Source organism: Desulfurobacteriaceae bacterium (assembly GCA_039832905.1).
GTDB lineage: Bacteria > Aquificota > Aquificia > Desulfurobacteriales > Desulfurobacteriaceae > Desulfurobacterium.
Map to the genome: position 1 here is coordinate 1 of JBDOLX010000074.1, position 11,488 is coordinate 11,488.

An 11,488-nucleotide genomic window follows, 5' to 3' on the forward strand; every position below is an offset into this window, starting at 1 on the left:
CCCCCAAATTTTATTCGTGGATTTCTAAGGCATTAAAGAAGAAAGGAATTTCGTAAGCAGCAGATTCTGGAGAATCGGAAGCATGGACAGCGTTTCTTCCAACGTCTGTGCCGTATTTTTTCCTTATAGTTCCTTCAGCAGCTTTAGCTGGGTCTGTAGCTCCAATTATCTCTCTTACTCTTGCAATAGCATTCTCACCTTCAAGAACCATAGGCACACAAGGTCCGGAAGACATAAAGTCTGTAAGTTCATCATAAAATGGTCTATCCTTGTGAACGATGTAGAATTTCTTAGCTTGCTCTTTAGTGAGGTGAACCATCTTTATTGCAAGAAGTTTAAGGTCATTTTCTTGGAAAATCCTTATGATATCTCCTACAGCGTTCTTTTTAACAGCATCTGGCTTTACAATTACAAGTGTTCTTTCTACTGCCATTTTTTCCTCCTTGAGAGTTTAAATTTAACGAGAATTATACATTTTCCTTACTTCTTGCAGGTAGTTATGGGATAGCCTTGTAGGTTCGGGTATTCTGTACCCTCTGCATACACTTTTTATAACTTTTAAAGAATCTTTAAGAGTTATTAAGTTTCCAGGAGAGATAAAAACAGGTTTAACTTTGTTTTTCGTTCTTAGAACAAATCCAATATTCTCTTTGGTTTTAGGATCCAATATTGGTTCAAAACATCCTGCCTTTTCACAAGGATTTTTAAAGACACCATACAAAGGTTTTTTAGCACATCCAATTGTTGGTATCTTTAGAACTACCCCAAGGTGGGTTGCAATTCCCAGTCTTCTTGGATGGGCTATACCGTGACCGTCGACAATGACAATATCTGGCTTAATTTTGAGTTTCTTGTAAGCTTTTAGTAGAACAGGGACTTCTCTAAATGCTAAAAAACCCGGAAAGTAAGAAATTTTTACTTCACTAACTTCAAAAACTTTTTCAACTACTTTAAGATCTGGGTATGAAAAAACAACAAAAGCTCCTATTCCAAGAGTCGGCGTTCTGTAAGGATTGGTAAAAGTCAGATCACATCCAGCGATAAACTTTACATTTTCCAAATTTAAAGGTTTAAGGTTTACTTTTTCTCTTAAAATTGCTTGTGCTTTTTTGGCTTTATCTAAGGAGAACTTCAAGTGTCCGTCCTCGCTAAAAGCCATAGTCCAACGGCTAAGAACATAACTTGTGGGGCAAAGGCCGCGTAAATTGGAGGTAAGACTCCACTTTTTCCAAGATTTATAAAGAAGGATATTATTATCCACATGAGAACTGTAAGTCCTACTGCTACCCACAAAGTATATCCCTTTCTATTTCTTGGGTTGTACACTCCGAGGGGAATACCTATTAAAGCAACAATAATAGGTAAAAGCGGTATGGAAAACTTTGTGTAAAAATCTACTAAGTAGTTCCTTGCATCGTAACCAATTCTTTCCATTTGCTTTATTATTTTATAAAGAGAAAAAGCGTTGATTGTATCAGACTCTATACGCTTAAGGATGAGATCTTTTTTGTCTATTCCTAGTTTTATTTTTCTTTCTTTAAAGGACTTAGTTTCAAATTTTGTTAACTCTCTTTCAAAGCCTTTTTCCAACTTCCAAATACCATTCTCAATGTATTTAGCATACATTGCATCTATTCGTTTTGATGGAATAAACTCTTTATTAAGGAAGAAAATAGATATTTTTTCAGCTATAAAAGATGACGGATTAAGTTTTCCTATAAATACGAATGTGTTGGATTCATTTTTAAACCAGATGGAATTTCCTAAAAGTTTTAAATTCTTCTTTTTTTTAACCTTATACTTAATTTCTTTAGAAAGATAAGTGGTTTTGGGGACAACAAGCTCGTTAACTGAAAAAGAACAGAGAGATATCAAAGCTGAAAAAATCAGTATTGGCACTGAGACTCTGTATATGCTTATTCCCAAGGCTTTTATCACAGTTAGTTCCCTTGAAGCGGAAAGGTTTGAGAGGACAGTTATCACAGATATCAAGACGGCAATTGGGATTAACCTTACAAGGTAGAGAGGAATCCTGTAAAGTACGTACATTATTCCCTGTTTTGTTCCCAGTTCTATGTTGCTAACAAAGTCAATCATAAAGAAAAGAACAAGGAATACCAAAAGAGTTAGAGAAAAATATTTAAGAGTTTCTGTGAAAATGTACCTGTCCAGTATTTTTACCATCTTCCACCAACTGAAAGTTTTCCTCTCTCTTTAACTACGAAGCTGTAAAGGAAAATTCCGAATACTAGAAGTAAAACATCTGGTAGTAAAAGAAGGAGGAAAAATCCGGTCTGAAGAGCTATTTTTTCCGCTACTGTATAGAGAATATAATAAATAACCATTATAAGAAGGCCTGCTACTATTCCAAGTCCTAAAGAACCTCTAGGAATAAGAAGGCTTACTGAAAATGCCAAGATTCCCATAAAGAAAGGAACAACAGCAAGTCCTAGTCTTTTGAAAAGCTCAACTTTTGCTTTTAAGGACTTACTGGACATTAGAACAGGTAGAGTTTTATACTTGGGGGCTTCAAACTTTTCTCTTTCCTTGAATCTATAAAGCTTTATTGTGTAATTTTTAAACTCCAGAACTCTTAAGTTTTTTAAGTTTTCCCATTTTAAAACTTGAGCAGTTCCATCTTGAATATCTAAGAATACAGTATTATCCTTTGTTCTTAAGATTCCTTTCTTAGCAAAGATTGTCATTAGTTCCTCTTTCTTTACCAGTGAAACCATAAAGTTCTCTAAGTATCCTCTTTGAGGATAAACTTTTTCAGCGTAAAAAGTTACGCCAGGAAAGTTAGAAACGAAACTTTTTGAAGATATACTTAGAGTAATCTTCTTCTTTACAAGTTCTTCGACTTCCTTTTTCATTGCAATATTACTTTTGGGCATCATAAACATTAGAGAGTAAAAGGAAAAAATAGAAAGAAGAACTCCTAAAGCGAAAACAGGTTTAGAAAGATCCTTTGCACTAACACCGCACGACTTTAAGGCAACAAGTTCGTTATTATTTTCAAGTTGGATAAAAACAATTAGAACGGCTAAGATAAACGACATAGGAATTGTTATTCCAAAAATATTTGGTACTCCTTTTATAAGGACAGATAGAAAATCAAATATGGATATTCCTTGTCCCAAAACCGTTTTGGCGATTGCTGAAGCTCTATCCATTAAGACAACAAAAATGAAAAGTCCTAAGGTAAAGAAAAAGACCCTTAATATCTCGAACGTAATATAGCGATGAATGATTTTTATTTTCATTTCACCTTTTTAATGTGCTTATACCAGTCAACTACAACGGCACTTGCTATAAAGATAGAAGAGTAAGTACCAACAATTATTCCAACAAGAAGAATAAAAGCAAAGTTGTTTATTATCCCACCACCAAAAAGATAAAGGCATAAAACGACAAAAAGGGTGGTTAAAGAAGTAATTACTGTTCTTGAAAGGGTTTGATTTATACTCTCGTTTACGATTTCTTCGAAAGGTTTACTCCTGAGTAGAACTTTCATGTTTTCTCTAATTCTGTCATAAACTACGATAGTATCGTTAATGGAGTAACCTATTACTGTTAAAAGTGCAGCAATTACTGGAAGGCTGAATTCCCTACCTGATACCATAAATATTCCTGTTGTTGCAAGGGTATCGTGGATAAGGGCCAAAATAGCACCAAAGGCAAATATCGGTTCAAATCTAAAAGCAACGTAAACAAGAATACCTATAAGTGCGTAAATGAGAGCCATAATTCCCTTTTCTCTAAGTTCTTTCCCTACTGTTGGGCCTATCATCTCAACTCTTCTTATTTCTATACTGTCCTTGAAAGTTTTCCTTAGGGTCTCTTTTAAAGTTTCTGTTGTTTTATTGGGGTCTTCCTTGATAGGGGCTTTTATCAGAAATTCATTTTTGTTTTCTATGTTTTGAACAACAACTCCTTTGATTATTCCACTTAACGAATTCCTCAAAGTTTCTGTGCCTACGCCATCTTCATCTATCTTAACTTGAATTAATACTCCACCGGTAAAGTCTATTCCAAACTTTGCTCCTTTAATAAATGCGCCGTAAATCCAAGAACCGAGAATTAAAGCTAAAGAAAGTAGGTATGCTATGTGTCTTTTTCCTACAAAGTTAATCTTTCTTTCCATTTAATTTCTCCTACACACTAAATAGTTTTGGTTTCTTCTTAACAACAATATCAAGGAGAACTTTGGTAACAAAAACGGCGGTAAACATACTAGAGAGAATTCCTAAGGAAAGGATTACAGCAAAACCTTTTATTGGTCCTGTTCCGAACTGGAACAAAACTGCAGCAGCTATTAAGGTTGTTATGTTTGCGTCAACAATGGTTCCCCACGCTTTTGAAAAACCTGCTTCTACCGATGAGAAGATGTTTCTACCCTTTCTTAACTCTTCTCTAATCCTTTCAAAGATTATGACGTTTGCGTCAACAGCCATACCAATAGTAAGGATAAAACCTGCTATTCCAGGCAAAGTTAAAGTGGCATTAAGTAGGCAAAGCATGGACCATAAAATTGCCACATTCATTAAGAGGGCAAGGTCGGCAATAACGCCAGACAACTTGTAGTAAACAATCATAAAAAGCATAACCAAAATAAGACCAGCTATTCCTGCCTTTAGTCCTTTCTCTATAGACTCTTTTCCGAGTGATGGTCCAACAGTAGTTTCTTCAATTATTGTTACAGGTGCAGGAAGAGCACCAGCTCTTAAAACTATCGAGAGATCTTTAGCCTCTTGATAAGAAAACTGACCTGTAATCTGTCCTCTTGCTCCAATTGAAGAGCGGATAACTGGTGCAGATTGAACTTTATCGTCAAGAACTATTGCAAGTCTTGTTCCCACGTGTTTTGATGTGTATTCTTTAAAAATTCTTGCTCCTTCGGAATTAAGTTCAAAACTTACAGCTGGCATTCCGTATTCGTCCATGCTTGGATAGGCGTCTTTTAGATAAGCCCCTGTAAGAATTGGTTCCCTTTTAACAATAAAGAAACGATAACCAACTACTTTTCCAGATTTGTCCTTTATTTCTTGGAGAAGGACTTCTTCATCATCTGGTAGTTTTGCTCCACTTTCTTTAATGATTTCCCTTAATGTTTCAGGAGAAAGCTTTGAGATCTTTTTTGGCAGGAACTAGTCCTCCAAACTTAGTTATCACTTCACTTAAAGAGTCTGCTACATCAACCACCTCTTTAAACTCTAACCTTGCAACCTTTCCGATTACTTTCTTTGCCCTTTCTGGATCTTTTATTCCAGGAAGTTCAACAATTATTCTATCTTTACCATTTCTTACTATTACAGGCTCTGCTACTCCAAGCTGGTCAACCCTATTTCTTATCGTTTCAAGGGCTTGTTCGCAAAGTCTATCTATCTCTCCTGAAATAAAAGACGACTTTAAGGAAAGAACAATTTTTTCACCATTAGCTTTTAAATCGAACATTCGTTGATAGTATTCCTCTATCAAAGAACGGACTTTAGCAATGTCGTTTTTGTCAAGAAGAGTGATCTCTATCTTTTTACCTTTCCTTTGGACTTCTATGAAAGGTATACTTTCTTTTTGAAGAATGTTCTTTATCTCTCTCAAGGCAGTAGATACTTCGTTTTCTAATGCCTTCTCAGCGTCTACTTGAAGAACTAGGTGAGTTCCTCCCTGTAAATCAAGCCCGAGAGTAATAGGTTTAGTAAGAATTGTATAAACGGAACCTATAAGGGCAAGCAGGACAATCGCTATTCTTAATTTCAGACTTTTCATTCTCTGCTCCTAAAGATTTGTATCGTTTATCTTTAGCCTAAAGTGAAAACCAAGTTTTTCTGTTGCTTTCCTACACATTTCCATGCGAGGTTGGAAAATACTAAAGTAGTCAAGAACATTGGAAATATCAGTATCTATCTTTAAAACAAGACGTATTATACGATTTTCTTTTTCTATTTCTAAGTCGCTATAAAGGACTGCGTAATTTACCCTGTCGTGGATATCTTCATAAATGGTCTTTTCATCTCTCACACGACTTCTATGAACGTGGGATTTATCAGCTATAACAACCGCAGCTGCGACTTCGGTAACTGGCATTTCCGTTTCTGCTTCATGATTTCCTATTGCATACATTATTTCAGTTAGGTCATCATCTAAAAACCCCTTTCCTTTTAAAAGGGTGTAGGCAAGGAAAGCTCCATTTTGCGCATGGTCATGACGGGAAATAACGTTTCCTATATCGTGAAGAAGCCCTGCTATTCCTGCAAGTTCTGCTTTTCTTTTATCCCCCATGATTTCTAATAAAACAAACCTTGCTTTCTCCGCTACCCAAACTGCATGTCTAATCCCGTGATCTGTATATCCCATTTCTTTCAAGAAATAGTCAGCCCTATTGATTATTGATGTAATAAAGGATTTTTTTATCTTTTAAAAGTTCTTTGTAAGTGGGGAACTCTAAATCTGTTTCCATTCTTAGAACCTCACGCTTACATCTCCAGAAAACAGTCTTTTTATATTTCCTTCTTCATCTTCGACAATAAGGTAACCGTTTTGATCAATCCCAAGAGCTCTTGCTTTGAAACTACCCTCTTGGTTGTGAACGGCAATCTCCTTTCCTATTAAAGGACAGTTTTGCTCGAACTCTTTTACATTAAACTGTCCAGTTGAAAGTTTATTATAGTAGCTGTTAATTTCTGCTATAAGACTTTTAATCAATTGATCTCTATTGAAACTTATTCTTTCTATCTTTAAGGAAGTGGCTGGTACAGGAAAATCGGAAAGTTCTTCTTCCGAATAGGAAAGATTTATTCCAATACCAACAATCAGTCTATCTCTTAAGAGTTCAGGAAGAATACCAGCAATCTTCTTTCCGTTTATGTAAATATCATTGGGCCACTTTAGGTAAAAATCTTCTTTAAAGCTTTTGAGGGTATTAAGAACAGCAACTCCAAAAGCAAGACTTGAAAGGGAAATAACAGAAGGAGAAAGAGGAGGATACATGAACGAGATGTAGAGTCCTTTATCTTTCAGGGATAGCCAGTTCTTCCCTCTTCTACCTTTACCACCGGTTTGCTTTCTTGCAATAACACAAAAGCCTTCTCTGAAATCTATTCTTTTTAAGTATTCGTTGGTTGAATCTACTTCTTCTAACTCCACTAACTCCATAGTTTAAACTAGTCCTCTATCCACCTCAATATTTTGATATCAGCAGTTGTTAAACTAGAGAAGCTACTTACAATAGAACAATATACGCTTTTTATAAAACCTGTAGTAGAATCACATAGATCTTTCATTTCATCAAGAGTCAATCCTGAAGGAACTCCGTTACCTTCATAAGAGAAGTTGGCAATGCTAATATCTCCATCTACAAAGAGTGCCATATTTAAATCACCAGACCAGTTTTGGAAGTCAAATCCTCCTTTTTTGCTCTTTATCCCCTTAGTTGACCAAACAAGGACATTGTAAGCATCATTTCCAGAATAATCAATAATGTCTCCTCCAACGTTTATTAGCTCACGGGCTAAGACTAAGAAGTTTGATTCCCCTTCTCCCAAATCTCCATAGTTTACGCTAATTAGATCATGCTTTCCTTTTGTCTCTATACTTTTTTCACTGTAGATAACTACGTTTGTCCCGTTACCGTTCAAGTTCATGTTGGATATATTAATGCCCTTATCAACTTTTACTGTTTCTCCTCCTAAAATTTCTACGTTTACATCTCCCTCACCACCAAAAGATTCAAGATTTAATTCCTTTAGATTGACAGCCTTTCCTGAAACTGTTTTTATATTGATATCCCCATCTGTATCAAATGACTGAAACGTTATATGTTTCGCTGAAAGATTTTCACTGGACTGAAGGATAATATTAAGATCACCGTCTGCTTGTAAGCTTGTATAGTCTACCTGATGAACATTCAGAGTTTTACCAGCCACCATTTCTAAAGTAGCATCACTATCGGCATCCAAGTTTCCGACAAAAGCTGTTCCCATAACATTAATATCATCGTTCGCCTTCAAAGAAAGATTTATGTCGTCATCGCTTTTAAGTCTACTTATAGTCATTCCCCCATTTACGATAATGTCATTTTCTGCGTTAATGGAAATAGTTGGAGACTCTGGAATTTCTGCAAAGTCCCTTATATCAATAGATCCATTTATTTTTACGGATTTTTCAGAATCAATCTCTAACTTCATTCCTCCATTTTCAATACTAATTCCTTGGGCGTTAACTCCTCCATTTATGATAACGTCTTCCCCTCCGACTAAGGAAATTGATAAGTCTCCGTTCTTTACAGTTACAGGCTTTAAGTTTACTCCATTGTCAACTTCTATTTTTCCACTAGAAATAAAGTTTAGGTTCAATGTATCGTACTGAATCTGGTTATCGACTGTTAAACCATCAGCTATTACTATCTTCTCTTTTGCGTAAAATGTAAGATTTACATTTGAAGGCCACTTCCAAGAGCTACCTATTGTTCCTTTAACCTCAAGAGCCTTTGAAGAACAAATAACAGGATTTGTTGAAAGATTAACAGTACTGAGATTACAGTTTTTTAATGTTGCTGTACCATCATTGTTTATAGTTACTACAGCAGTATCTTTACACTCAACATCACAAGAAGGTGGAGGATTAACTTCTACTGAAGTAACCGTTGATGGAGGAGGAGTAAAGGGAACGTCGGAAAAAGATGGTAAATCTCCATTGCTGACGAAGTTAAAACCTGCATTTTCAAGTATTGACATTGCAGCAGTTCCCGTTTTCCCGTTAACACTTAAACTACCATCCAGTCCCATATCAGCTTGCCACTTTGGTGACCATGAAGCGTGACTAAAGTTTTTAATACTTAGATTACCATTTATGGTAAATGGAGCTAGACTTGATCCTGTTATAGCGACAACTTTTATTGTTCTCACAGCATCTTTATACTTTCCAACTGATACTATTTCACAGTTTCCTCCTGTATCCGTTGCAGTTACAGTGTAATTACCATCACTTACATTGCCATTTAAGGTCCAACCACAGGACTTCGTTTTCTTATACTTTGTTAGAGCTAATTCCATACCACTTTCTGCAATTTTTAAAGCTTTTTTTGCAGTAACCGTATCTTTAGTAACTTCCGTCTCCTTTCGAAGAACAGACATTGATGTGATAGCCCCTAGGGACAAGAGGAGAGAGATAACCAGAACTCCTATTAGAACGTAACCCTTTTTCACTGTTGACCTCTATATTAAGGTTATTAATTACAGTTCCTACAGACTATAAGAATTTTCAAATGAAAAAGCTTTTCCCTTTATCTCCCCTACAATCTTATAATTTATAACTTTAGTAGTTCCATTGTAAGAAACCTCAAACTCACTTACCTTAACTTTATCTTCATCAAAAAGAGGAGCTGAGGCGAAGCTACCGTCTGCTTTTTCATCTACCTTTCTTATGAGCTTGCCATCTTCCAGTTCATAGTAAATTATATAGCTACAATCATCGCCGGGAGAGAAATTTTTTAACTCACATGAAGGGTCAGAAAAGTCAACATATCTTATACTGAGTTCCTTATCTGAACTGTCCCACTCTATCGGAGGATAAGTTGTCTTGTCTGCTATTCCATAACCAGCTTTTGTTAAGTCAGATTCTATAAGTTCAACTGCTTGAAGAATAGAAGTTCTTTCTCTCATAGTGGAAACTTCGCTAAAAAGGGACTTAAATCCTGAAGAGAAAAAGTAAAGTCCACCTAGTATGACTAAAAGTCCAATAGCAGCTACTATCAATAATTCAAGAATGGAAAAACCTTTTCTAACCATTACCAGTTCCCTTTTAACCTTTGCAATGTTACATTACCTTCGTAGTCCTCAACAGCGAATTTTGATATTACCTCTATTTGTTTGGTATCTGCATCTATGTCAGTAACGATATAAGTTAAATTGTCGCTACCTGCGAAATCTTGGCAGCACGTTCCTGGATCGGATTTACAAGGGTGTGTTCCACTTGTCAAACAAGCGCTTGAGAATGAAAAGGAAGATAAATAGTTAAGTAATTTTTCTGCCTTGTATACTGCCATCTCTCTAGCTGCATTTATCTTTTCGTACTTAGTTCCGACTAATAAAACAGGAAGAATTCCTATTAGTAGTAACATGAGTATTGCCATTGCAATTACCACTTCCAAAATAGTAAATGCTTTTTCCTTTAGTTTCATTTAAGCTTCTCCAATTGAATTCTTCCACTTATTTTACTGACAGTTATACTATATTCAGTTTTGTATCCTTCTATTTCTATTGTAGTATTAACATTTGGTAATCCATTTCTTTTGAAAGTTATTTCCGATTCGTTGGAAGAAATAGAAAGTCCATCAGGAACTTTTTCTTCCCAGAGCTTTTTCGTTGTAGGAGCATAGATCTCATAACTTGAGGAATTAATAACAACTTTGCTTTCCCCCAATTTATAAGCTAAACTTCTCGCCTTTTGTAAATCCATAACTAGTTTTTCAGCAAAGTTTTTAACCTTTAAACTTCCACTCCATTTAGTAATACTTGACGCTGCTACTAATGCAAGAAGAGAAACTATTAAAAGAATGGCTAATGTTTCTATTAACGAAATAGCTTTTCTCATTATTTTCCCCGGTATATCCCTCCTACGAAGTATAATATTATCATCTTTTCTTTCAAAACTCATAAAGAGAGGTAGGAATGCATCCAAAGTCTTATCCTATCTGGCATCCTTGTACCCAAATGAAAGATCACGAAAAATACCCCTTAATAAGGATTGTCAAGGGAAAAGGTATTTACCTATACGACGATAAAGGAAACAGCTACATAGACGCGATTTCCTCTTGGTGGGTAAACCTTTTTGGTCACTCAAACGAAAGACTAAATAGAGCCTTGAAAGAACAAGTTGAAAAACTTGAACACGTAATATTTGCAAACTTTGTTCATGAACCAGCTTTGGAGCTCGTAGAAAGACTTTTAAAAATCGTTCCTAAACCTCTTTCAAAAGTATTTTTTGCAGATAACGGTTCAAGTGCTATAGAAGTTGCAATGAAAATGAGTTTTGGATACTTCAAAAATAAAGGAAAGATAAAAAACAAATTTGTCTATCTTGATAGTGGTTACCACGGAGAAACTCTCGGGGCTTTATCTGTTTGTGGTGAGGAACTTTACAGCGAAATGTACAAAGAAATAATGATAGAAAACATTAAAGTAAAAGGGCCTGATTGTTTTAGATGTCCATATGGAAAAACAAGAGAAACTTGTGATGCAGAGTGTTTTGAGCATATGGAAAAAGCATTACTCGAGAATAAAGATAAAGTTTGTGCTGTTCTAATAGAGCCTATCGTTCAGTGTGCAGGTGGATTTAAGATCTACCCTCCAAAGTATCTTAAAAAGCTTAGAGAACTTACTAAAGAACTTGACATACATCTAATAGCTGATGAGATAGCTGTTGGATTTGGAAGAACTGGAAAGATGTTTGCCTGCGAGCACGCGAGTATCGCTCCAGACTTTATGACCTT

At 35.6% G+C, this 11,488-nt stretch carries 14 protein-coding genes; 1 reads left to right on the plus strand and 13 read right to left on the minus strand.

Annotation, left to right across the window (positions count from 1 at the left end; all coding sequences use genetic code 11):
* Positions 1-10: 10 nt before the first annotated feature.
* The 13 genes from ndk to ABGX27_05475 form a co-directional block, all read right to left on the minus strand.
* A complete protein-coding gene (gene ndk, locus ABGX27_05415) occupies positions 11-433 on the minus strand; it encodes a nucleoside-diphosphate kinase (protein ID MEO2068932.1) in 423 nt (140 codons plus the stop codon).
* Positions 434-457: 24 nt separating this feature from the next.
* Complete coding sequence (locus ABGX27_05420) at positions 458-1,159, minus strand: endonuclease V (protein ID MEO2068933.1); 702 nt, start codon at positions 1,157-1,159, stop codon at positions 458-460.
* Positions 1,132-2,184, minus strand: a complete 1,053-nt coding sequence (locus tag ABGX27_05425; protein ID MEO2068934.1) for an LptF/LptG family permease — start codon at positions 2,182-2,184, stop codon at positions 1,132-1,134. Before ABGX27_05425 ends, ABGX27_05420 begins: the two co-directional genes overlap by 28 nt.
* Positions 2,178-3,263: an LptF/LptG family permease gene (locus ABGX27_05430; GenBank protein ID MEO2068935.1), complete on the minus strand. Its 1,086-nt coding sequence runs from the start codon at positions 3,261-3,263 to the stop codon at positions 2,178-2,180. The genes ABGX27_05425 and ABGX27_05430 overlap by 7 nt, the downstream gene beginning before the upstream one ends.
* Positions 3,260-4,144 (minus strand): protein translocase subunit SecF, encoded by an 885-nt coding sequence (gene secF, locus ABGX27_05435; GenBank protein MEO2068936.1) that lies wholly within the window; start codon positions 4,142-4,144, stop codon positions 3,260-3,262. The genes ABGX27_05430 and secF overlap by 4 nt, the downstream gene beginning before the upstream one ends.
* Before the next feature lie 10 nt (positions 4,145-4,154).
* Positions 4,155-5,144, minus strand: coding sequence for a protein translocase subunit SecD (secD, locus tag ABGX27_05440; protein MEO2068937.1), 990 nt, complete (start codon positions 5,142-5,144; stop codon positions 4,155-4,157).
* Positions 5,113-5,766, minus strand: a complete 654-nt coding sequence (locus ABGX27_05445; protein ID MEO2068938.1) for a hypothetical protein — start codon at positions 5,764-5,766, stop codon at positions 5,113-5,115. Before ABGX27_05445 ends, secD begins: the two co-directional genes overlap by 32 nt.
* A 9-nt stretch (positions 5,767-5,775) precedes the next feature.
* Complete coding sequence (locus ABGX27_05450) at positions 5,776-6,354, minus strand: HD domain-containing protein (GenBank protein ID MEO2068939.1); 579 nt, start codon at positions 6,352-6,354, stop codon at positions 5,776-5,778.
* A 105-nt stretch (positions 6,355-6,459) separates the two neighbouring features.
* The gene (locus tag ABGX27_05455; GenBank protein ID MEO2068940.1) at positions 6,460-7,152 is read right to left on the minus strand and encodes a biotin--[acetyl-CoA-carboxylase] ligase; all 693 of its coding nucleotides are present in this window, start codon (positions 7,150-7,152) and stop codon (positions 6,460-6,462) included.
* Between the two features lie 8 nt (positions 7,153-7,160).
* Complete coding sequence (locus ABGX27_05460; protein ID MEO2068941.1) at positions 7,161-9,203, minus strand: hypothetical protein; 2,043 nt, start codon at positions 9,201-9,203, stop codon at positions 7,161-7,163.
* 36 nt (positions 9,204-9,239) lie between these two features.
* Positions 9,240-9,785, minus strand: a complete 546-nt coding sequence (locus ABGX27_05465; GenBank protein MEO2068942.1) for a hypothetical protein — start codon at positions 9,783-9,785, stop codon at positions 9,240-9,242.
* Entirely contained in the window at positions 9,785-10,177 is a 393-nt protein-coding gene (locus tag ABGX27_05470) for a prepilin-type N-terminal cleavage/methylation domain-containing protein (GenBank protein ID MEO2068943.1), read from the minus strand. The genes ABGX27_05465 and ABGX27_05470 overlap by 1 nt, the downstream gene beginning before the upstream one ends.
* Positions 10,174-10,590: a type II secretion system protein gene (locus tag ABGX27_05475; protein MEO2068944.1), complete on the minus strand. Its 417-nt coding sequence runs from the start codon at positions 10,588-10,590 to the stop codon at positions 10,174-10,176. Before ABGX27_05475 ends, ABGX27_05470 begins: the two co-directional genes overlap by 4 nt.
* A 77-nt stretch (positions 10,591-10,667) precedes the next feature.
* Here ABGX27_05475 and ABGX27_05480 point away from each other — a divergent pair.
* A partial coding sequence (locus tag ABGX27_05480; protein MEO2068945.1) for an aminotransferase class III-fold pyridoxal phosphate-dependent enzyme occupies positions 10,668-11,488 on the plus strand: 821 nt, incomplete at its 3' end.

Excerpts from the sequence above, each read along its gene's own strand:
- ndk (MEO2068932.1), bottom strand. The coding sequence starts at position 433 with ATGGCAGTAGAAAGAACACTTGTAATTGTAAAGCCAGATGCTGTTAAA.
- ABGX27_05420 (MEO2068933.1), bottom strand. The coding sequence starts at position 1,159 with ATGGCTTTTAGCGAGGACGGACACTTGAAGTTCTCCTTAGATAAAGCC.
- ABGX27_05425 (MEO2068934.1), bottom strand. The coding sequence starts at position 2,184 with ATGGTAAAAATACTGGACAGGTACATTTTCACAGAAACTCTTAAATAT.
- ABGX27_05430 (MEO2068935.1), bottom strand. The coding sequence starts at position 3,263 with ATGAAAATAAAAATCATTCATCGCTATATTACGTTCGAGATATTAAGG.
- secF (MEO2068936.1), bottom strand. The coding sequence starts at position 4,144 with ATGGAAAGAAAGATTAACTTTGTAGGAAAAAGACACATAGCATACCTA.
- ABGX27_05445 (MEO2068938.1), bottom strand. The coding sequence starts at position 5,766 with ATGAAAAGTCTGAAATTAAGAATAGCGATTGTCCTGCTTGCCCTTATA.
- ABGX27_05450 (MEO2068939.1), bottom strand. The coding sequence starts at position 6,354 with ATGGGATATACAGATCACGGGATTAGACATGCAGTTTGGGTAGCGGAG.
- ABGX27_05455 (MEO2068940.1), bottom strand. The coding sequence starts at position 7,152 with ATGGAGTTAGTGGAGTTAGAAGAAGTAGATTCAACCAACGAATACTTA.
- ABGX27_05465 (MEO2068942.1), bottom strand. The coding sequence starts at position 9,785 with ATGGTTAGAAAAGGTTTTTCCATTCTTGAATTATTGATAGTAGCTGCT.
- ABGX27_05470 (MEO2068943.1), bottom strand. The coding sequence starts at position 10,177 with ATGAAACTAAAGGAAAAAGCATTTACTATTTTGGAAGTGGTAATTGCA.
- ABGX27_05475 (MEO2068944.1), bottom strand. The coding sequence starts at position 10,590 with ATGAGAAAAGCTATTTCGTTAATAGAAACATTAGCCATTCTTTTAATA.